A 20230-nucleotide genomic window follows, 5' to 3' on the forward strand; every position below is an offset into this window, starting at 1 on the left:
CCTCCGCACGAGTGACGCGCGCGGTTGACCCCTCAGTCGCCTACAGCGCCGACCCCCCCCCCCCGGCCGCCGCCCCCCCGGGCCCGCCCCCCCCGGGGGCGGGGGTCAGGCGTCGGGGGTGCAGACGCCGATGGCGCGGCCGGCCTCGCGGGAGGCGCGGGGGGCGTCGCCGGCGCGGATGGCGGTGAGGATCTCGTCGTGGCCGAGGTAGCGGTCGGCGATGAGCTCGGGGCCGACGTCGTGGCGCAGGTGGGCGCGGGTGACCTCGCCGAGGTCGGCGTAGACGGCGGCGAGGACGTCGTTGTGGCAGGCGGCCACGACGGCCTGGTGGAAGGCGGCGTCGGCCTGGACGAAGTCCTCGGCGTCGCCGGAGCGCCAGGCGTCCTCGCGGCGGCCGAGGGCGGACTCCAGGAGTTCGAGGTCCCGGTCGGTGCGGCGGGTGGCGGCGCGGCCGGCCGCGAAGGTCTCCAGGGCCACCCGCAGCTCGGCGACCTGGGACTGGTCGGCGTCGGCGAACCGGCGGTGCATCACCCCGGCCAGTTCGCTGGTGGCGAGGACGTACGTGCCGGAGCCCTGGCGGATGTCGAGCAGTCCGTTGTGGGCGAGCGCGCGGACGGCCTCGCGGACGGTGTTGCGGGCGACCCCGAGCTGTTCGACGAGGGCGGCCTCGGTCGGGATGCGCGAGCCGACGGGCCACTCGCCGGAGGTGATCTGGGCGCGCAGCTGCGCGATCACCTGGTCGGACAGCGGGGTGCGCCTCGGCGAGGACAGCGCCACGGGGACTCCTTGCGGCTTCGGTCGGGGGCTTCAACGGGTGGGTCGGGACATCATGCCAATTCAAAGGTGCGCTAATTCATCCCATCATTCTATGATGACTCCCATGTCACCCGCAGCAGACACCACCACCAGGGCGGAGCGGACGGACGACCGGCCCGCGCCGCACACCGGGCGGCCCGCCGAAGCCCGCAGCAGCACGTACCTCGGCTGGCTGTTCGCCGTCGCGATCGCCGCCGCCGCCTTCAACCTCCGGCCCGCGGTCACCAGCCTCGGCCCGCTGCTCGACCAGGTCCGCGCCGACCTCGGGATGAACCCCACGGTGGCCGGGCTGCTCACCGCCGTCCCCTCGTTCTGCTTCGCGGTCTTCGGCTTCGCCGCGCCCGCGCTGGCCCGCCGGCTCGGCCCGGTCGTGGTGGTCGCCGCCGGGATGGGCGCCATCACCCTGGGCGTCCTGGCCCGCTCCTTCGCCGGCGGCACCGCGGTCTTCCTGCTGCTGACCGCGGTCGCGCTGGCCGGGGTGGCGGTCGCCAACGTGCTGATCCCGGTGGTGATCAAGCGGTACTTCCCGGAGCGGGTCGGCCCGATGATCGGCCTGTACTCGATGGCCCTGTCGGCCGGCACCTCGCTGGCCGCCGCCGTCACCGTCCCGCTGACCAGCGCGCTCGGCGGCGACTGGCGGGTCGGCCTGGGTGTCTGGGCGGTGCTCGGGGCGGTGGCCCTGGTGCTCTGGGCCTCCGTCGCGCTGCTGCGGCGCGAGCGGGGCCAAGCGGCCGGCGGCCAGGCCGTCGAGCGGCTGCCGATCACCCGCAGCCGTACCGCCTGGGCGCTCGCCTGCTTCTTCGGGCTGCAGGCCACCGGCGCGTACGTGGTGATGGGCTGGCTGCCGACGATCTTCCAGGACGCGGGGATCTCGGAGAGCGGCTCCGGGGTGCTGCTGGCGGTCACCATGGTGGTCAGCGTGCCGGTCTCCTTCGTGCTGCCGAACCTGGCGGCCCGCCGCGGCGACCAGCGGCTGTTCGTGGTGGTCCTGGCGTCGTTCGGGATCGCCGGCTACACCGGGCTGATGCTCTCCCCGGCCGGGGCGCCCTGGCTGTGGGCGGTGCTGGTGGGCCTCTCCAACTGCGCCTTCCCGCTGGTGCTGACCATGATCGGGCTGCGCGCCCGCACCACCGGCGGCGTCGCCCAGCTCTCCGCCTTCGCCCAGGGCGTGGGCTACCTGATCTCCATCCCCGGCCCGATCCTGATCGGCCGGATGTACCAGGCCACCGGCGAGTGGTACCTGCCGCTGGGCTTCCTCGCTCTGCTGCTGGTCCCGCAGATGCTGGTCGGCCTGCGGGCGGCCCGGGCCCGGCACATCGAGGACGAGGCCCGGCGTCCGGTCACCGCGGCCGCCTGAGCGGCCGCGCCGAGGACGGCCGTACGGGAGTGGGCCCGTACGGCGGAGGGGGGATCCGGCCGGGCACCGCTGTGGGGGCGGTGCCCGGTTCGGGCTTTCGGGGTGCGAGAATGCCGGTCATGCCCGTACTCGACCCGAACCCCCAGGACGGCCGCAAGAAGCTCGGCCAGCTCGCCGCCGTCATCGCCGGCATCGTGGTGCTGCTGGCCATCGTCGCCAGCGTGGCCGGCAACTTCGGATGACCCCCGGCGCCCGCCGCCCCTCGCGGACGGGGCGCCGGGCAGTCGCGTCTACAGGCCGATGTGGGCTACCTCGGGGCGATCGGCTCGCAGCCGTGCTCGGCGGCCTTGGCATTGGCGAAGGCCCCGAGGATCTTCTCCATGGGCATCTCCACGGGGACGGGGATGCCCAGGGTGCCGTTCACCTCCAGGTGGAGGTTGCCGTTCCCGCAGGGCGCCAACACGGGGCCTCCGGTGACGGTCCGGCCGGTGCCTCGCCAACCGGCGGGCGGCGGCTCCTTCAGCCACGCGGATTCCATGAGTGCCTGGAACCGGGGGTCGAACGAGGCGACGAACTCCAGGGACGGCTTGGCGTCGACGGCCGTGCTCAGCCGGCAGAACCAGATCGGCGCGCCCGGAGCGGAGACCTGCTGGAGCATTGTGGATTCCGTCCCGTTCGGGAAGGGCAGACGCAGCCCCGGGATGCCGCACACCTGGTCCGCGGCGACCTTCTGCGCCGGCTGTCCTGCGGGGGAGAGATGGGTGTCGACGGCGTCGGTGGGCCCGCAGGCGGAGGAGCGGGCGATGGCCGAGGCGTAGTCGGCCGTCAACCGGGCAAGGGCCGAGCGGATCTCGGGATCGGCCTGCTCGCTGGCGGTGATGCCCGGGTCGCTCCTGATGTCGATACCGGGCCGGATCACGTTCACCGCCACTGCGTCGGCATCCCGGTAGGACACGGCCTTCGAGACCTGGAATCCCGGCTGGACCTTGCAGCCGGGGGGCATCAGCAGCCAGCCCGTGTGGTTGCCGAAGGCGCCGACCGGTCCCCTGTCGGGCTGGGACATCGCGGGATGGACCCAGAAGGGGGTTATACGGCCGCCGCGTGGGTCGCTGCTCAAGTGTGTTCTCAGTTTGAGATGGACGGGGTCCTCGCCGAACCTCCGAGCCGAGACGGTGCATTCGGCCTTGGCCTTCGTGCGGTCGGTGGGCAGCTCGCTGCCCTCGGACGTCAACCGCCCCGGACCCAGGACCTTCTGTACGTCGGCGGTGGCGACGGCGCCGTCGCAGAGGCGGTCGGGGGTGAACAGGTTGGTGTAGTTCCAGGTGGCGTAGCCGCCGAGGCCCAGGAGCAGCGCGAGGACCGGGACGCCGATCAGCAGGATGCGCCGGGTACGCCGGCGTTGGGTGCGGATCATCCGGAGGACTTGTTCCGGCCGAGGATCGTTTCAGCGGCGGAGGAGCCCGCGGCCCGGCTCAGAGCCAGATCCGTTGCGATGTTACCGGCCACGGAGTCGCCGGTGCCGACCCCGTGGGCTCGGGCCCAGGCTCCGACCATTGCAGCGTTCTGGTCGGTGTGCAGCACGTACCGGGAGGCCACCGTCTGATTCGCCGTTTTCTCGGCCTCCTTGTCAGCGTTGTCATGCCACTTGCTGACACTTTCGTTCACGAGGGTGTCGGCAAGGTCTCCGAGGACCGGGACGTACCCGACACTGAGGCTGCTGCCCAGGGAGATCCGCTCACTGGTCTCCTTGGCCCATTCCTTGCGGTCGTCCCTCGTGTCGAGGATGACATCGGCCTCGATGCTTTCGAGGGTGCCCAGTGCGGTGCCCACGGACACGGCCAGATTGTGCCGGTCGCCGGCGAAGGTCGGGTTCGGGTCGGCCGACAGTCCGCTGAGGAGTTGCGCGGCCTTGTGGTGCTCGGCGGTGTACAGCATGGCGAATGCCTCGGGTTCTTCGGAGAGACCACGCATGAAGTGGATGAGTGGCTGTTTGTCGGCTTCGAGGTGGCCCTTGTCCGCGCCGGCCGTCTCCTCCTTCCAGCCCGGGGTCGCGCCCAGGACGCTGTGGGTGTCGTCCACGAAGTCGGTGAGGGCCCCCGCCAGCGGTACGCGGAGGCTCTCGGGTACTTCGACGGCCTCCTTGCCGTCGAAGAAGGCGTTGATGGTGCCCTGCATGACGCGAGCCTGTTCAGGGGTGTGCGGGCCGCCCTTGTGCACGGTGCCGACGGGGTCGCCGGTGGTGGCGGCCTCGACGGCGGCGCCGAGGCCGGCGTAGCCGCCGGGGAGCACGACGGTGCCCTCGCGTTCGGTGAGCAGGTACTTGAGGCGCTCCTCGGCGCCGGGTGCCTTCGGGTCGAGGAAGGCGGTGGCGGCTGCGGGGTTCTGGCCCATGAGCCCGAGGATGCCGTCCACCGGGTCGGCGTCGGCGCCCGACGGGATGCCGCTGCCCTGCCGGGCCCAGCGCCCGGGGATCTCCTTGTCCGCCGCGAGGATGTCGGCGCCGATGTCGACCAGGAACTCCTTGCCGTACCCGGCGTTGCCCTGGCGAAGCAGGCCGGTGAGGGTCTGGTAGCCGAGCCCGCCCCCCGGTGCGCCGCCGGGGCGGATCGCGTCGAGGTTCTTGGTGCCGACCTCCTGCAGGCCCTTGCGGAAGTCCTGGTAGAACTGCGTGCTCGGGTCGCGGGTGGCGCCGGCGACCGTGTTGGCGAGGTTGGTGCGCAGCTCGCTGTACTCGTTCTTGTTGGTGCCGCCGCGTTCGGCGATCAGCCGTTCGAGTTCGTCGGCCAGCAGGATGGTGCCCTGGGGGCCGAGCGAGGTGAGCAGCGTCCGGCCGTACTCCGGGTTGCCGGAGTTGGCCTTCATCAGGTTGTTGAGCTCGGCGAGTTCGGCGGGGCTCAGCTCGCCCAGGTCCTTGAGTTTCTTGGCGAGTTCGGCGGCCCGGGCGCCGTCGGCCGCGTCGCCGCCGGCGAGGGCCTGGCCGTTGAAGGTGTTGGCGGTGTCGCCGACCTTCGCGGCGCGGCGCAGGCCGAGGGCGGCGCGCTGGTCGGCGGCGGTGGCCTCCTCCAGGTAGACCTTGATCTTCTGGGCCCACGCCTGGACCCGGGCCTCCTCGCCCTCCCCGCCCGGGCGGTACGAGTTCCGGGCGGCCGGGTCCAGGGTGTACGGATCGAAGGAGACCACGCCGATGGCGGAGACCTTCATGCCGTCCTTGGCCGCGTCCTCGACGGTGGCCTTCAGCTTCTTCTGCGCCGTCTCGAAGTCGCTGTGGGCGTCGGTGAGGATCGAGGCGAGTGCCCTCGCCTCGGTCTGGGCGTCGACGGCCTGCTGCCTGGTCGCGCTGACGTGTGCGTGGGCGCTGGTCGCCGTGGCGCCCTGCCAGAGGCCGGGGTTGCCGGTGACCGACAGCACCTCGTTCTGCAGCCGCTGCTGGACGGCCTCGTACTTCTGGGCCATCGCCGTCCAGGCGGTGGCGGCGGTGGCCAGCCCGGCCGGGTTCGCGTGGAGGACGTCCTCGTAGCCGAGCATGCTCAGGCCCCCCGGGTGAACGAGGTGGCGACGCCGTGCTCGACGTTGAGGTAATTGGTGTGGGTCTGCCGCATCATGCCGGCCTCCTGGTTGAGGCGGCCGTTGAGCGTACTGACCTGCTCGTGCCACTCGACGAGCGCGGCGCGCAGCGCGGTGGCGGTCTCCCAGTTGCCGAGACCCCCGGCGGCGGCGTTGGTGGGGTCGTCGGCGGACCTGCCGGCCGCCGTGCTGTCGCCTGCTATGCCGTCCAGTGCGGTGGCGGCTCTGTCGAGTGCGCCGGTCGACACCTGGGTGTTCGGGCCTGCCATCAAATCCCCCCGGATCTGCTCACGCTTTGTCGATCGTCCGCTACGCGTGACGACGGCAGGGACGCTAGCACGGGGGCGTTCGTGGGGGAATCGTCTTTGGGTCTAGACCTCTCGAACCCCGGGGTGGACCTCCCGGGGGACCCTCCGGAGGGTGACGGGATCGGTGGGCATCGCGCCCCGAAGCGGCTTTTCTGCCAAGCTTGCTGGGTATGAGCGCCGACACGCCCCGCAGGATCATCGTTCTCCGCCACGCCAAGGCCGACTGGCCGAACGGCGTCGACGACCACGAGCGGCCGCTGGCCGATCGGGGCCGCCACCAGGCGCCGGAGGCCGGCCGCTGGATGGCCGACTCCGGGATCAACCCCGACTACGTGCTCTGCTCGACCGCCCTGCGCACCCGGGAGACCTGGAAGCTCGCCGCGCACGAGCTGCCCAAGCGGACCCGCAGGACCGTGTACGAGGACCGGGTGTACGAGGCCAGCCCCGGCGAGATCATCACGGTGCTCCAGGAGACCCCGGAGGAGTACGCGGACGTGGTGCTGGTCGGCCACAACCCGGGCGTGCTCGGGCTGACCCAGGTGCTGGCCGGTGACGAGGGCGACCGCGAGGCGCTGGAGCGGCTGCGGCTGGGGGGCTTCCCGACCGCCGGCGTCGCCGTGCTGAGCTTCAGCGGCTCCTGGAAGCTCGTCGAGCCGGGCGTGGCGTCCCTGGTCTCCTACTGGACGCCGCAGGACTGAGACGGTACGCCGAAGGGGCGCGAGGATCGACTCCTCGCGCCCCTTCGGCGTACCGTCCCGGGCGGTGCCGGCGGGCCGCTACTCGGTCGGCGTGCCGTCCACGGCGTCCGCCGCCTCGACCTCCTCGCGGGTGATCCCCAGCAGGTACAGCACGGTGTCCAGGAACGGCACGTTCACCGCGGTGTCGGCGGCCTCCCGGACGACCGGCTTGGCGTTGAAGGCCACGCCGAGCCCGGCCGCGTTCAGCATGTCCAGGTCGTTGGCGCCGTCGCCGATCGCCACCGTCTGCTCCAGCGGCACCTTCGCCTGCTCGGCGAAGCGGGCCAGCCAGCGGGCCTTGCCCGCCCGGTCGACGATCTCGCCGACCACCCGGCCGGTGAACCGCCCGTCCACCACCTCCAGGGTGTTGGCCGCCGCGAAGTCCAGTCCGAGCTGCTCCACCAGGTGGTCGGTCACCTGGGTGAAGCCGCCGGAGACGATCGCCACCTGGAAGCCGAGCCGCTGCAGCGTACGGATCAGGGTGCGCGCCCCCGGCGTGAAGCGGACCTCCGCGCGCACCTTCTCGGTGACCGCCGCGTCCAGCCCCGCGAGCAGCGCCACCCGGGCGCGCAGCGACTCGGCGAAGTCCAGTTCGCCCCGCATCGCCTGGGCGGTCACCTCGGCGACCTCGGCCTCGCAGCCGGCGTGCGCGGCGAAGAGCTCGATCACCTCGTCCTGGATCAGCGTGGAGTCGACGTCCATCACCACCAGGCGCTTGGCCCGGCGCTCCAGCCCGGCCGCGACCACCGCGATGTCGACGCGCTGGGCGGCCGCCTCCTGGGAGAGCTCGGCGCGCAGCTGCTCGGTGGCGACGCCGGAGACCGCCAGCTCGACCGCGGTGACCGGGTACTTGGCGAGGCGGAAGACCCGGTCGATGTTGCCGTCGGCGGCGGTGATCCGGGAGGTCAGCGCGGCCACCGCGGAGGCGGTCAGCGGGTGGCCCAGCACGGTGACGTGCGAGCGGCCCTCGCGGCGCGGCCGGTTGTCGCCGGTGCCGGAGATGATCTCGGCCTGCAGTTTGAGGTCGTCGGCCCAGCGGTGCACGGTGGCCCGCAGCGCGCCCTCGGCGCCGGGCGAGCCGCCGGAGGGCGGGGTGACCAGGGCGCACAGCGTTATCCGGCCACGGGTCACCACCTGCTCGATGTCGATCACGTCGACGCCGAAGTCGGCCAGCGTGGCGAAGAGGCCGGCGGTGATGCCGGGGCGGTCCTTGCCGAACACCTTGACGAGCAGCGTCCGCTCGTCCTCGGTCCGGGGCTGCGGGGCGGGGAGGGCCTCAGCGGCCGGGGGCGATGCGTTCATGGTGACTCCCACGCTACCGGGCCCGCGGGCCTCACCACGGCACCCGTCTCACGAGACGGACGGGCGCGCGCGGCCACCCGCGCGCCGGACCCCTCAGCGGGCGTACGCCGGGCGCACACCCCGTGCCGGGCGGTGGGCCGGGCGGTGGGCCGGGCGGTGGGTCGGGCGGTGGGTCGGGCGGTGGGCCGCAGAGGGGGGCGCGCCGGGCCGGGCGGCGGGTCGTGGGCGGGCGCCGTGCCGGGCCCCGCGGCAGGACCGTACGCGCACGGCCCCGGGTTCGTTGCCGCCCGGTCACAGTGCGCGGGGGCGACTTTCGTCCACGGGCGGCGGGCTGGAATGATTCCCCCCGTCAGACACACGATCATCGCACCCCCGACGGGGGCCAAAATCGGGGGACCGAGAGAGCGGGGCAGGCGAGAAGTGCCGCAACTCGTCATTGATATCAACGGGCAGCAGCGGACCTTGGAACCGGGGCGGTCCTACACCATCGGGCGCAACCCGCAGTCGGACTTCCCGTTCGACGACGCCAGGGTCTCCTGGCACCACGCCACCATCTCGTTCAACGGGGCGGGCTGGCAGCTGGACGACCACGGCAGCACCAACGGCACGTACGCCGGGGGCGGCCGCACCCAGCAGGCCCAGCTGTTCCCCGGTGCGGTGGTCAACCTGGGCAACGCCGAGAACGGCCCCCGGCTGAGCTTCTCCGCGCCCGCCCAGGCCGCCGCCGCTCCGGCTCCCGCCTGGCACGAGGCCGCGACCAGCCGCAGCGCCAACCCCGCGCAGCAGCCGTGGAACCAGCAGCCGCCCGTCCAGCAGCAGCCGCCGTTCCAGGCGCCGCCGGCGCAGCAGCCGTTCCCGCAGCAGCAGCAGTGGGGCGGGCCGCAGCAGCCTCCGCCGTTCCCGCAGCAGCAGGGCTTCCCCCAGCAGCAGCCGCCGGCGCCCCAGCCGCAGGGCTTCCCGCAGCCGGTCGGCGGCGGCCCGCAGCCCACGATGATCCGCAACCTGACGGCCGGTATGCGGACCGTGCGGATCGGTCGCGCGCTCGACAACGACATCGTGGTCTCCGACCTCCAGGTCTCCCGCCACCACGCCGAGCTGCGCCAGCTGCCGGACGGCCGCTACGAGATCGTCGACCTCGGCAGCCACAACGGCATCTTCCTCAACGGCCAGCCCGTCCAGCGCCAGCTGATGGGCGAGCAGGACCGGCTGACCGTCGGCCACTCCAGCTTCGTCCTGGTCGGCGACCAGCTGCAGGAGTTCGTCGACACCGGCGCGGTCTCCTTCTCCGCCCGCCACCTGACCGTCGAGGTCGAGCACAAGGGCGCCAAGAAGATCCTGCTGAACGACGTCAGCTTCGGCGTGCCGGAGAAGTCCCTGGTCGCGGTCATCGGCCCGTCCGGCTCCGGCAAGTCGACCCTGCTGCGCGCCCTCACCGGCTACCGCCCGGCCGACCGCGGCGACGTGCTGTACGACGGCCGCAACCTCTACACCCAGTTCGCCGAGCTGCGCTCGCGCATCGGCCTGGTCCCGCAGTCGGAGATCCTGCACAAGGAGCTCACCGTCCGCAGCGGCCTCAAGTACGCGGCCCGGCTGCGCTTCCCCGGCGACACCGAACCCGCCGAGCGCGAGCGCCGGATCGACGAGGTGCTGTACGAGCTGCGCCTGGACAAGCGCGCCGACAACCGCATCACCGCGCTCTCCGGCGGCCAGCAGAAGCGCGTCTCGGTCGCCCTCGAGCTGCTCACCAAGCCGTCGCTGATCTTCCTGGACGAGCCCACCTCGGGCCTCGACCCGGGCATGGACCGCGAGGTCATGCAGATGCTGCGCGGCCTCGCCGACGACGGCCGCACCATCCTGGTCGTCACCCACTCGGTGGCCGAACTCGCGCTCTGCGACCGGCTGCTGGTGATGGCGCCGGGCGGTTCGGTGGCCTACTTCGGCCCGCCGGACGAGGCGCTGCACTTCTTCGGGTACGAGACCTGGGCCGATGTCTTCCAGGCCTTCGAGAACTACCCGGACCACGACTGGGCCGGCCGTTACCGCGGTTCGGTGCACTACCAGCAGTACTCCGCGGACGTGGACTCGGTGGCGGCGCAGTCCGCCCAGATCGTCCAGGAGGCGGTCCGCCCGCCCAAGCCGCAGAGCTGGGGCTCGCAGCTGTGGACGCTGATCCGCCGCTACCTGTCGGTGATCGCCTCCGACAAGGGCTTCATGGCGCTCTCCATCCTGCTGCCGGCCATCATCGGCGGCGTCAGCATGGTGATCCCCAACAGCGCGGGCTTCATCTACAAGACGCTGGCCAACGGCAAGCCCGGCTACAACAGCGGGGCCGCGACGATCCTGCTGATCATGGCGATCGGGGCCTGTTTCTCCGGGGCGGCCAACTCGGTCCGAGAGTTGATCAAGGAACGGGCGATCTACGAACGGGAACGGGCCACCGGCCTGTCCCGCTCGGCGTACATGATGTCCAAGATCATCGTGCTGGGCTTCTTCAGCGTGGTGCAGGGCACGATCATCTCGATGGTCGGCTTCCTGCCGCGCAAGCTCCCCGAGCAGGGCCTGATCCTCTCGAACTCGCCGGTCGCCGAGATGACCATCAGCATGATCCTGCTCAGCTTCGTCTCGATGATGTTCGGTCTGGTCATCTCCGCCCTGGTGAAGACCGCCGAGAAGACCATGCCGCTGCTGGTCATGTTCGCCATCGTGCAGGTCGTCTTCACCGGCTGCCTCTTCCAGCTGTTCGACAAGCCGGGCCTGGAGCAGTTCGCCTGGCTGATGCCGTCCCGCTGGGGCGTCGGCGGCGTCGCCACGACGCTCGACCTCTCGCACGTCATGGGTCCGTGGAACCAGAACCCGCAGGCGCCGGTCTTCGACGCCATCTGGGGCCACAACGTCGGCCAGCTGCTGCTCGACTGGTTCATGCTGATCCTGCTCTCGGTGGGCCTCGGCTTCCTCGTCACCCGCCTGCAGAAGCGCCACGAGCCGGACGTCATGCAGAAGGGCTGACCGCCCGCACCACGTCCCGAGGCACCCCGGAAGGGGCGGCCCGCCCGGCACCCGCCGGCGCGGTCCGCCCCTTCCGCGTTCCCGCGTTCCCGCGTTCCCGCGGCCTCTCGGCCCGGCCCGGCGGCCGGGTCCCCGGGCCCTCCGGCCTAGGACCGCGGACCCGGGACCCCCACGCCCCCGGACGGACGCGGCCTCCCCGGGCCCGGCGGTAGGTTGGCGGTATGCCCACCGCGCCCGGCGGACCGAGCCCCGCCTGCGACCCCTGCCTCAGCGGCATCGAAGCCGTCAGCCAGGCGCTGCTCGCGATGAGCCGGCACCTGGAGGTCCGCGAGGTCCTGCGCCGGATCACCGCCTCCGCCCGCGAACTGCTCGGCGCCGAGTACGCGGCCCTCGGCGTGCCGGACGACCACGGCGGCTTCGCCCAGTTCGTCGTCGACGGCGTCAGCGACGAGCAGTGGAAGGCCATCGGCCCGCTGCCCCGCCAGCACGGCGTCCTCGCCGAGATGCTCCACGAGACCGGCCCGACCCGGCTCGCCGACGTCCGCCGGGCACCCTCCTTCGGCGGCTGGCCCCCCGCCCACCCCGACATGGGGGCCTTCCTCGGCATGCCCGTCCTCGACACCGACGCCGCCGAGGACGAACCGCAGGTCATGGGCGTCATCTTCCTGGCGAACAAGCGCGACGGCGGCGGCTTCACCGACCGCGACGAGGAACTGCTGCGGATCCTCGCCGCCCACGCCGCCCTCGCCCTCTCCAACGCCCGCCTGTACGAGCGCAGCCGCGAGCTGACCCTGGCCGGTGAGCGCGCCCGGATCGCCCACGACCTGCACGACGCCGTCGCCCAGAAGCTGTTCTCGCTGCGCCTCACCGCCAAGGCCGCCGCCAAGCTCGTCGAACGCGACCCCGCCCGGGCCCGCGCCGAACTCGCCGAGGTCGCCAAGCTCGCCGCCGAGGCCGCCGACGAACTGCGCGCCGTCGTCGTCGAACTGCGTCCCGCCGCCCTGGAGGAGGACGGCCTCAGCGCCACCCTCGCCTCCCAGGTGCAGGTGCTCGACCGTGCCCACACCGCCGACGTGGTCTTCGCCGCGGACGGCGTGCGCGCCCTGCCGCCCGCCCAGGAGTCCGCCCTGCTGCGGGTCGCCCAGGAGGCCCTGCACAACGCGCTGCGCCACTCCGGCGCCCGCCGGGTGGACGTCAGCCTGGCCGGCACGCCCGCGCGCGGCGCCCTGCTGCGGGTCACCGACGACGGCCGGGGCTTCGACCCCGAATCCGTCCGCCGGGCCGGCCGTCACCTCGGCCTGGCCTCGATGCGCGACCGCGCCGCCGCCGTCGGCGGCACGCTCACCCTGGACTCGGCCCCCGGCAGGGGGACGGTCGTCGAGATGGAGGTCCCCGGTGCCTGACACCACGTCACCGATCCGCGTCCTGCTGGTCGACGACCACCAGGTGGTCCGCCGCGGCCTGCGCACCTTCCTGGAGGTGCAGGACGACATCGAGGTGGTCGGCGAGGCCGCGGACGGTGGGGAGGGCGTCGAGCGGGCCCGCGCGCTCGACCCCGACGTCGTCCTGATGGACCTCAAGATGCCCGGTGTGGACGGCATCGAGGCGCTGCGCACCCTCAAGGGCGAGGGCAGCCGGGCCCGCATCCTGATCGTCACCAGCTTCACCGAGCACCGCACGATGGTCCCCGCGCTGCGGGCCGGCGCCGCCGGGTACGTCTACAAGGACGTCGACCCGGAGGCGCTGGCCGGCGCGATCCGCTCGGTGCACGCCGGGCACGTGCTGCTGCAGCCCGAGCTCGCCGAGGCGCTGCTCGCCGACGACGCCCCGCGCGCCCCCCAGGGCCGCGGCGGCACCCTCACCGAACGGGAGCGCGAGGTGCTCGGGCACATCGCCGACGGCCGCTCCAACCGGGAGATCGCCCGCGCCCTGCACCTGTCGGAGAAGACGGTGAAGACGCACGTCTCCAACATCCTGATGAAGCTGGACCTCGCCGACCGCACCCAGGCCGCGCTCTGGGCCGTCCGGCACGGCGAGGCCCGCCCGTCCTAGCCGGCCCCGCCCCGGGACCTACGGCCGGTCGTCCCGCTCGTCGACCAGCGCGTTGTACGCCGCCACCTGGGCCCGGCGGGCCGTGCGCCACAGCGGGGCGAGCACCTCCCGGCGGGCCGCCATCTCGGAGGCGCTGACCGCCGCGCCGTGGCCGCCGGAGGCGATCGACAGCAGCGCGGCCACCTGCCGGGCCGACTCCAGCACCCGCACCGCGCGCGGCGGGTAGCCGGGGGCCAGCAGCTCGCTGTGCCCGCGCCGGCGGTACGCCTCCAGCGCCCGTACGGTCTCCGGGCCGGCGCCCGCGACGTCCAGCCGGGTCAGCAGCACGGTCGCCTCGCGCAGCCCGTCCGCCAGCTCGCGCTCGGCCTCGTGCAGCGAGGGGACGTCGGCCGGCGGGGTGTCGTTCACCTCGGAGCAGCGCCACAGCACGGTGGCCGAGCGGTCCCCGGCTGGGCCGAACACCTCCACCTCCGGCACCAGCCCCAGCGGCACCCCGACCGCCAGGACCGCCTCCCCGGCCCCCATGGCGCGTTCGTTGAACGCCGCCGGGCCGGTCAGGCCCAGCGGGTGCCCGGGGCCCGGGAGGGCCAGCCGCAGCCCCTTCACCCCCAGCACCCGGAGCCGTCCCAGCGCCCAGGTGAGCCCGTGCTGCTCGCCCGGCCCGTCGCCGGGCAGACCGGTCACCCGGTGGCTCTCGTCGACCCCGAGGACCGCCTCGGCGGCGTTGTCGGGCGGCACCGCACCGGCCAGCAGGGCGTTGCCCCAGGCGGTGAGCCGTCCCGAACGGGGCTCTTCGTACGGATTGTCGGCAGGTGTGACGAGCATCCGGCCAGCCTACGGAATGAGCCGCCATCCGCGTGGCGTAGGTTTGCCCATGCGTGTGCGGCGCACCCGTCCCGTGCCCACCGGCCACCGGGGTAGGCTGCCCGCCCGCACCGACGGCCGTATTTCTGTATTGGGGAAGGCGTAGGCATGAGCGACGTGCTGGAGCTGGTGGACGTATCCGTGGTCCGGGAGGAGCGCGCGCTGGTCGACCAGGTCTCGTGGTCCATCTCGGAGGGTGAGCGCTGGGTCATCCTCGGCCCCAACGGCGCCGGCAAGACCACCCTGCTGCAGATCGCCTCCACCTACCTCTTCCCGACCGCCGGCAAGGTCACCGTCCTGGGCGAGAAGCTCGGCGAGGTCGACGTCTTCGAGCTGCGCTCGCGGATCGGCCTGGCCGGCGCCGCGATGTTCGACAAGCTCCCCGCCGAGCAGACCGTGCTGCAGACGGTGCTCACCGCCGCGTACGGCATGACGGTCAGTTGGCAGGAGCAGTACGAGAACGCCGACGAGTCCCGCGCGCTCGCGCTGCTCGACCGGCTCGGCATGTCCGCCCTCACCGCCCGCAAGTTCGGCACGCTCTCCGAGGGCGAGCGCAAGCGCACCCTGATCGCCCGCGCGCTGATGACCGACCCCGAGCTGCTGCTGCTCGACGAGCCGGCCGCCGGCCTCGACCTCGGCGGCCGCGAGGACCTGGTCCGCCGCCTCGGCGCCCTGGCCCAGGACGAGTTCGCGCCGGCCATGGCCATGGTCACCCACCACGTCGAGGAGATCGCCCCCGGCTTCACCCACGTCCTGATGATCCGTCAGGGCAAGGTGCTCGTCGCCGGCCCGATCGACACCGAGCTGACCGCGCGCAACCTCTCGCTCTGCTTCGGCCTGCCGCTGACCCTGGAGCGCCACGGCGACCGCTGGTCGGCGCAGGGTCTGCCGCTGGGCTGAGCCCCCGCCCGCGCCCGCTCCGGGAACCGGTCGCACGCGCGACCGGTTTCCGCCCCTCCACCTGCGGGAACTGTCCGCCTCGAAGGCCCTTCGCTCCCTAGGATGGACACGTGGACAGCTGGATCTGGTGGCTCCTGGCCGCCGTCGGCCTGGGCATACCGCTGGTCATGACCGCGATGCCCGAATTCGCCATGTTCGCGGTGGGCGCGCTGGCCGCCGCCGGGGTCGCGGGGCTGGGCGCCGGCGTGGTCTGGCAGTTCCTGGTGTTCGTCGGTGTGTCGGTGGCGCTGCTGGTCGTGGTGCGCCCGATCGCCTACCGGGAGCTCAAGAAGGGCCCGCAGATCAAGATGGGCATCGAGGCGCTGACAGGTGCCACCGCGGTCGTCGCGGAAACCGTCGACGGGGAGGGCGGCCGGATCAAGCTCAACGGCGAGATCTGGTCGGCCCGTGCGCTCCACCCGGGCCAGGTCTACCAGCCCGGGCAGCAGGTCGACGTCGTCGAAATCCAGGGCGCGACCGCCCTGGTCGTCTAGGGGAGAGTCCGTGGAACCCGTCCTTATCGTCCTGGTCGTCCTGGTCGTGGTGGCCTTCATCGCGCTGATCAAGACGATCCAGGTCATCCCACAGGCCAGCGCCGCGATCGTGGAGCGCTTCGGCCGCTACACCCGGACGCTCAACGCGGGCCTGAACATCGTCGTCCCGTTCATCGACCGCGTCCGCAACCGCATCGACCTGCGCGAGCAGGTCGTCCCGTTCCCGCCGCAGCCGGTGATCACCCAGGACAACCTGGTCGTCAACATCGACACCGTCATCTACTACCAGGTCACCGACGCCCGGGCCGCCACCTACGAGGTCGCCAGCTACATCCAGGCCATCGAGCAGCTCACCGTCACCACCCTGCGCAACATCATCGGCTCGATGGACCTGGAGTCCACGCTGACCTCGCGCGAGGTGATCAACGCCGGGCTGCGCGGCGTGCTGGACGAGGCCACCGGCAAGTGGGGCATCCGCGTCAACCGCGTCGAGCTGAAGGCGATCGAGCCGCCGACCTCCATCCAGGACTCGATGGAGAAGCAGATGCGCGCCGACCGCGACAAGCGCGCCGCGATCCTCACCGCCGAGGGCGCCCGGCAGGCCCAGATCCTGCGCGCCGAGGGTGAGAAGCAGGCCGAGGTGCTCAAGGCCGAGGGTGAGGCCCAGGCCGCGGTGCTGCGCGCGGACGGTGAGGCGGCCGCGATCCGCACCGTCTTCGAGGCGATCCACCAGGGCGACGCCGACCAGAAGCTGCTCGCCTACCAGTACCTGCAGACGCTGCCCGAGCTGGCCAAGGGTGACTCCAACAAGCTCTGGATCATCCCCAGCGAGGTCGGCGACGCGCTCAAGGGCCTCGGCGGTGCCTTCACCGGCCTGGCCGGCGGCGTCAACGGCGGTGCGGCGGCGGCCCCCAGCGCCCCGGCGGCCACCCAGGTCCCGATCGACCCGACGGGCGGCCCGCGCCCGCTGGACACCGACGCCAAGGGCGCCGCGCGTCCCCGGGTCGACCCCTCGCGGGAGTACCGCAAGATCGACCCCGAGTAGGCCGCCGCGTCCCGCGGTGGGGGCCGGACCACGGCGCCGACCGCGCGGCTCCGCCCGAGGGCCCGCCCCGTACCGCACGGGGCGGGCCCTCGGGCGTCCTTCCGGACGATGTGTCGTACGTCCCGAATTCCGGACCGCCCTGGAAGCGGCCCCGCCGCGTCCGGCATGATCGCCCCGGACAGGACGTACACGAGAGGTGACACATGACGGTCTGGGAGATGGTCGCCGTCCTGGTGGCGGGGGTCGGTGCCGGAATGATCAATGTGATCGTCGGCTCCGGGACCCTGATCACCTTCCCCGTGCTGCTCGCCGTGGGACTGCCGCCGGTCACCGCCAACGTCTCCAACTCCTTCGGCCTGGTGCCCGGTTCGGCCAGCGGCGTGATCGGCTACCGCCGGGAGCTGGCCGGGCAGGGCCGGCGCCTGGCCCGCTTCGGCACCGCCTCGCTGCTCGGCGGCCTGCTCGGCGCGTACCTGCTGATCAAGCTGCCCAGCAGCGCCTTCGACGCGATCGTCCCGGTGCTGATCCTGCTCGCGCTGGTGCTGGTGGTGATCCAGCCGCGGGTGGCCAGGGCGGTCGCCGCCCGCCGCCGCCCCGACGGCGATCCGCACGGCGGGGTGCTGCTGCTTGTCGGCATCTTCCTGACCGGCGTCTACGGCGGGTACTTCGGGGCCGCCCAGGGCGTGCTGCTGCTGGCGCTGATGGGGATGATGCTCCAGGACGACCTCCAGCGGATCAACGGGGTGAAGAACGCCCTGGCGATGATCGTCAACGGCGTCGCCGCCGTGTTCTTCCTCTTCACCTCGACCGTCGACTGGGCGGCGGCCGGGCTGATCGCCGTCGGGTCGCTCGTCGGCGGCCTGGTCGGCGCCAAGGTCGGCCGCCGGCTCTCCCCGACGGTGCTGCGGGCGGTCATCGTGGTCGTCGGCCTGGCGGCGGTCGTCAAGCTGCTCACCGACTGACCCGCCCGGCGCCGGCGCCGCAGGCCGGTGATCCGGCGCACCGATCGACCGACGGTCCGACGAACGGACCCGCCGATCGGGCGAGGAGAGCCCGGATGGCCCTGGGGACGCGGAAGATCTGCGGGCGCTGTGCGGTGTCGCCGACCGCGGACGGCCCGGCCTTCCTATGCTCCTACGCGTGCACCTTCCACCCGGAGTGCACCGCGGCGACGGCCGCCGTCCGCCCCGACCGCGGCGGCGAACCGGTGGCCCGTCCGCGCCGAACGGGCTGACACCCGGCAGTTGGGAGCGGAGCGATGAGGGAACGGCTCACCGAGGACGAGATCACCGCCGGGCTGGGCGCCCTGCCGGACTGGACGCGCGAGGGCGACTCCATCGTCCGCACGGCCGACGCCCCCGACTTCCCGTCCGGGATCCGGGTGGTCACCGCCGTGGCCGAGGCCGCCGAGGCGATGAACCACCACCCCGACATCGACATCCGCTGGCGCACCCTGCGCTTCGTCCTCTCCACCCACAGCGCCGGCGGCCTCACCGGTCTGGACCTGGCCCTCGCCGGGCGGATCGACGAGGCCCTGCGCGCCGAGTCCGCCGGCTGAGGCCCGCTCCGGGGCGGCTCCCGGGCCGCCGCGGGAGCCGCGGAACCGGGCACTCCGGGTGGGCGGGGCGGCGTGAGATGCTGTCAGCCGCACCGCAGACGGCCGGGAGGGACGACACGGATGGCTCAGGACCCCCTCGGCCCCGACCAGCAGCAGGCCTGGTACCCGCAGCAGCAGTACGACGAGCAGTACGACGGCCGGTACGGCGACGGGCACGCGCAGCAGGGCGGGTACCGGCAGCCCGGGTCGTACGACCAGTACGGGCAGCAGCAGCACGGACAGCAGCAGTACGGCGGGCAGTACGCCCAGCAGCCGTACCAGCAGGGCCAGTACGGGCAGTACCAGCCGTACCCGCAGGCCGGCGAACAGTACGGCGGCCAGTACGGGCAGCAGCAGTGGGAGACCGGCCCGGCCGGGCCGACCGGCTACGCCGACGGCGCCCACCAGCAGCCGTACTGGCCGTCCGGACAGCCCGACCAGGAGCAGCAGTACACCCCGTACGTCGTCCGGCAGCCGGCGCCCGCCGAGCAGCTCTACGCCCCGGCGGACGCCGAGTACTCGGCGGACGGCTATGTGGTGGCCGGGGCCCCGGTACGGCCGGAGCCCGAACCGGAGCCCGTACCCGACCCGGTGCCCGTCGCGCCCGCGGGGGCGGCGGCCCGGCGGGAGGGTGAGGCCCGGTCCGGCCTCGCCGCCAAGGCCCGGGCGGCCGCCGAGGCCGTGGTCTCGGCCGAGCACGCCCCCAGCCGCCGCACGCTGGCCGTCCGGGCCGGCGCCGGGGTCGCCGCGCTCGGCGTCCTGATCGCGGCCGGCCTGACGGTCGGCGGCGAGGGCGGGGCGACCTCCGGGACGGAGGCCGGCGGCGGCTCGGCCAAATTCAACGTGGCGCACGCCAAGGCCTGGGCCGCGCAGCCCGCCGAGGCCCTGCCACCGGGCGCGGACGACACCCTGGTCGGCGGCTGGCTGCTGGAGAGCGCGGTGGTCCGCGCCGACAGCACCGGCGTGCGGGCCTACGACCTGGCCGACGGCAAGCCCGTCTGGGCGGTCGAGCCCCCGGCACCCGGCGCCGTGCCCTGCGGGCTCTCGCCGAGCGTCGGCCCGTCCGGACTGGGCGCGGCCCTGTTCCGTCCGCAGGCCGACCCGAAGGCCCCGTGCAGCCTGGTCGTCGCGGTCGACACCAAGACCGGCAAGACCGCCTGGACCAAGCCGCTCTCCGAGACCAAGGGCGGCTACTCGGCCCGCGTGGGCGTCACCGAGGACAAGGTCATCGCCGTCGGCGACGACCACGTGGTGGCCTGGGCGGCCGCCGACGGCAAGGACATCTGGCAGTACACCGGGCAGGGCAAGTTCTGCACCCTCTCCGGCGGGGTCAGCGGCAAGACCGTCATGGTGGCCAGCACCTGCGCCGACTCCACCCCCGCCGACCAGGCCGTCTCGCTGCACGTCGCGGACGGCACGGTCGCCTGGTGGCGCGGCCTGAACAACCAGCCGAAGACCGTCACCGTGCTGTCGGCCGAGCCCGCCGTGGTGCTCACCACCGGCGAGAAGCCCGGCGACGACCGGGTCTTCGCCTGGGGGACCACCGGCGACCCGGCCGCCGAGATCCCGGTCGGCACCGAGGACGGCACCCGTCTGGACGTCGCGCACGGCAGCTTCTCGGCCACCCCCGGCGTGTTCTTCCAGGAACGGACGATGGTCACCACCCTCGCCCCGCCCGGCGGCAACGGGCCGCTCTCGGTGACCGGTTACGACCTGGACAGCGGCAAGCAGCGCTGGCGGACCGCGGTCGGCGAGAAGGGCGGGGTCCGGGCCGTGGGCCTGGACGGGGCCGGGCTGCTGCTGGCCGCCGACGAGCGCACCGAGCAGCCCGCGCACCTCAGCCGGATCGCGCTGGCCGACGGCAAGGAGACCGTCGGCGGCAACTTCCCCCAGGGCACCGGCTCACTGCTGCTGGCCGGCCGGGTACTCACCGGTGGCGGCAAGGTGGTGGCGATCCCGGTCCACTCGGCGAACTTCGGGATAGCGGCGGCCTTCCAGGCGCAGGGCTGAGCCCGGCGGCCGACGCGGCCGTCGACGACGGACCGGGCCGGCCCGGCCTAGACGAGTAGTTCCGAAGTCGGCTGGCTTTGCTGGTTCTGCTCCGGACACGCAGGAAGGGTGTCCAGCATTCGGGTTGTGACGACCGAAG

General features: G+C 73.2%; 19 protein-coding genes. 13 read left to right on the plus strand and 6 right to left on the minus strand.

From position 1 onward, the window contains the following. Nucleotides 1–105 precede the first annotated feature (105 nt). Nucleotides 106–777 carry a FadR/GntR family transcriptional regulator gene (locus tag ACWEQL_RS31785; protein WP_452153819.1) on the minus strand — a complete coding sequence of 224 codons (672 nt, stop codon included), beginning with the start codon at nucleotides 775–777 and terminating at the stop codon, nucleotides 106–108. Between the two features lie 103 nt (nucleotides 778–880). Between ACWEQL_RS31785 and ACWEQL_RS31790 the strand changes: the two genes are divergently transcribed. Continuing rightward, nucleotides 881–2173: a CynX/NimT family MFS transporter gene (locus ACWEQL_RS31790; RefSeq protein ID WP_452153820.1), complete on the plus strand. Its 1293-nt coding sequence runs from the start codon at nucleotides 881–883 to the stop codon at nucleotides 2171–2173. Between the two features lie 119 nt (nucleotides 2174–2292). Next, nucleotides 2293–2415, plus strand: coding sequence for an SGM_5486 family transporter-associated protein (locus ACWEQL_RS31795; protein WP_452153821.1), 123 nt, complete (start codon nucleotides 2293–2295; stop codon nucleotides 2413–2415). Nucleotides 2416–2480: 65 nt separating this feature from the next. On the opposite strand, the gene ACWEQL_RS31800 is transcribed toward ACWEQL_RS31795, so the two are convergent. The 3 genes from ACWEQL_RS31800 to ACWEQL_RS31810 are packed head-to-tail and all read right to left on the minus strand — an operon-like array spanning nucleotide 2481 to nucleotide 6006. Further along, complete coding sequence (locus tag ACWEQL_RS31800) at nucleotides 2481–3587, minus strand: hypothetical protein (RefSeq protein WP_452153822.1); 1107 nt, start codon at nucleotides 3585–3587, stop codon at nucleotides 2481–2483. Then, nucleotides 3584–5698, minus strand: coding sequence for a hypothetical protein (locus ACWEQL_RS31805; RefSeq protein ID WP_452153823.1), 2115 nt, complete (start codon nucleotides 5696–5698; stop codon nucleotides 3584–3586). The genes ACWEQL_RS31800 and ACWEQL_RS31805 overlap by 4 nt, the downstream gene beginning before the upstream one ends. A 2-nt stretch (nucleotides 5699–5700) precedes the next feature. Then, complete coding sequence (locus ACWEQL_RS31810; protein ID WP_452153824.1) at nucleotides 5701–6006, minus strand: hypothetical protein; 306 nt, start codon at nucleotides 6004–6006, stop codon at nucleotides 5701–5703. A 209-nt stretch (nucleotides 6007–6215) separates the two neighbouring features. On the opposite strand from ACWEQL_RS31810, the gene ACWEQL_RS31815 reads away from it, so the two are divergent. Next, nucleotides 6216–6743, plus strand: coding sequence for a SixA phosphatase family protein (locus ACWEQL_RS31815; protein ID WP_452153825.1), 528 nt, complete (start codon nucleotides 6216–6218; stop codon nucleotides 6741–6743). 78 nt (nucleotides 6744–6821) lie between these two features. Here ACWEQL_RS31815 and serB read toward each other — a convergent pair whose 3' ends face one another. Then, the gene (gene serB / locus ACWEQL_RS31820; RefSeq protein ID WP_452153826.1) at nucleotides 6822–8084 is read right to left on the minus strand and encodes a phosphoserine phosphatase SerB; all 1263 of its coding nucleotides are present in this window, start codon (nucleotides 8082–8084) and stop codon (nucleotides 6822–6824) included. Between the two features lie 420 nt (nucleotides 8085–8504). Between serB and ACWEQL_RS31825 the strand changes: the two genes are divergently transcribed. From ACWEQL_RS31825 to ACWEQL_RS31835, 3 genes are all read left to right on the plus strand, one after another. Further along, on the plus strand, nucleotides 8505–11090 hold the full coding sequence (locus ACWEQL_RS31825; protein WP_452153827.1) for an FHA domain-containing protein: 2586 nt from the start codon (nucleotides 8505–8507) through the stop codon (nucleotides 11088–11090). A 221-nt stretch (nucleotides 11091–11311) separates the two neighbouring features. After that, nucleotides 11312–12493, plus strand: coding sequence for a GAF domain-containing sensor histidine kinase (locus ACWEQL_RS31830; RefSeq protein ID WP_452153828.1), 1182 nt, complete (start codon nucleotides 11312–11314; stop codon nucleotides 12491–12493). Next, complete coding sequence (locus ACWEQL_RS31835; RefSeq protein ID WP_452153829.1) at nucleotides 12486–13142, plus strand: response regulator; 657 nt, start codon at nucleotides 12486–12488, stop codon at nucleotides 13140–13142. Before ACWEQL_RS31830 ends, ACWEQL_RS31835 begins: the two co-directional genes overlap by 8 nt. Nucleotides 13143–13160: 18 nt before the next feature. On the opposite strand, the gene ACWEQL_RS31840 is transcribed toward ACWEQL_RS31835, so the two are convergent. Beyond that, nucleotides 13161–13967, minus strand: coding sequence for a hypothetical protein (locus ACWEQL_RS31840; RefSeq protein WP_452153830.1), 807 nt, complete (start codon nucleotides 13965–13967; stop codon nucleotides 13161–13163). Nucleotides 13968–14114: 147 nt separating this feature from the next. On the opposite strand from ACWEQL_RS31840, the gene ACWEQL_RS31845 reads away from it, so the two are divergent. The 7 genes from ACWEQL_RS31845 to ACWEQL_RS31875 all read left to right on the plus strand — a co-directional run bounded on the left by ACWEQL_RS31845 (nucleotide 14115) and on the right by ACWEQL_RS31875 (nucleotide 20091). After that, nucleotides 14115–14906 carry an ABC transporter ATP-binding protein gene (locus ACWEQL_RS31845; RefSeq protein WP_452153831.1) on the plus strand — a complete coding sequence of 264 codons (792 nt, stop codon included), beginning with the start codon at nucleotides 14115–14117 and terminating at the stop codon, nucleotides 14904–14906. Between the two features lie 167 nt (nucleotides 14907–15073). Next, nucleotides 15074–15439, plus strand: a complete 366-nt coding sequence (locus tag ACWEQL_RS31850; RefSeq protein WP_452153837.1) for an NfeD family protein — start codon at nucleotides 15074–15076, stop codon at nucleotides 15437–15439. A gap of 10 nt (nucleotides 15440–15449) precedes the next feature. Further along, complete coding sequence (locus ACWEQL_RS31855) at nucleotides 15450–16484, plus strand: SPFH domain-containing protein (protein WP_452153832.1); 1035 nt, start codon at nucleotides 15450–15452, stop codon at nucleotides 16482–16484. Between the two features lie 203 nt (nucleotides 16485–16687). Then, a complete protein-coding gene (locus ACWEQL_RS31860) occupies nucleotides 16688–17446 on the plus strand; it encodes a sulfite exporter TauE/SafE family protein (RefSeq protein ID WP_452153833.1) in 759 nt (252 codons plus the stop codon). Nucleotides 17447–17541: 95 nt separating this feature from the next. Further along, on the plus strand, nucleotides 17542–17718 hold the full coding sequence (locus ACWEQL_RS31865; protein ID WP_452153834.1) for a DUF1272 domain-containing protein: 177 nt from the start codon (nucleotides 17542–17544) through the stop codon (nucleotides 17716–17718). Nucleotides 17719–17742: 24 nt separating this feature from the next. Beyond that, nucleotides 17743–18042: a 4a-hydroxytetrahydrobiopterin dehydratase gene (locus ACWEQL_RS31870; protein ID WP_452153835.1), complete on the plus strand. Its 300-nt coding sequence runs from the start codon at nucleotides 17743–17745 to the stop codon at nucleotides 18040–18042. Nucleotides 18043–18162: 120 nt separating this feature from the next. After that, complete coding sequence (locus ACWEQL_RS31875; RefSeq protein ID WP_452153836.1) at nucleotides 18163–20091, plus strand: outer membrane protein assembly factor BamB family protein; 1929 nt, start codon at nucleotides 18163–18165, stop codon at nucleotides 20089–20091. The last annotated feature ends 139 nt before the right edge of the window (nucleotides 20092–20230 follow it).

The sequence above is a fragment of the Kitasatospora sp. NPDC004240 genome (assembly GCF_053603215.1).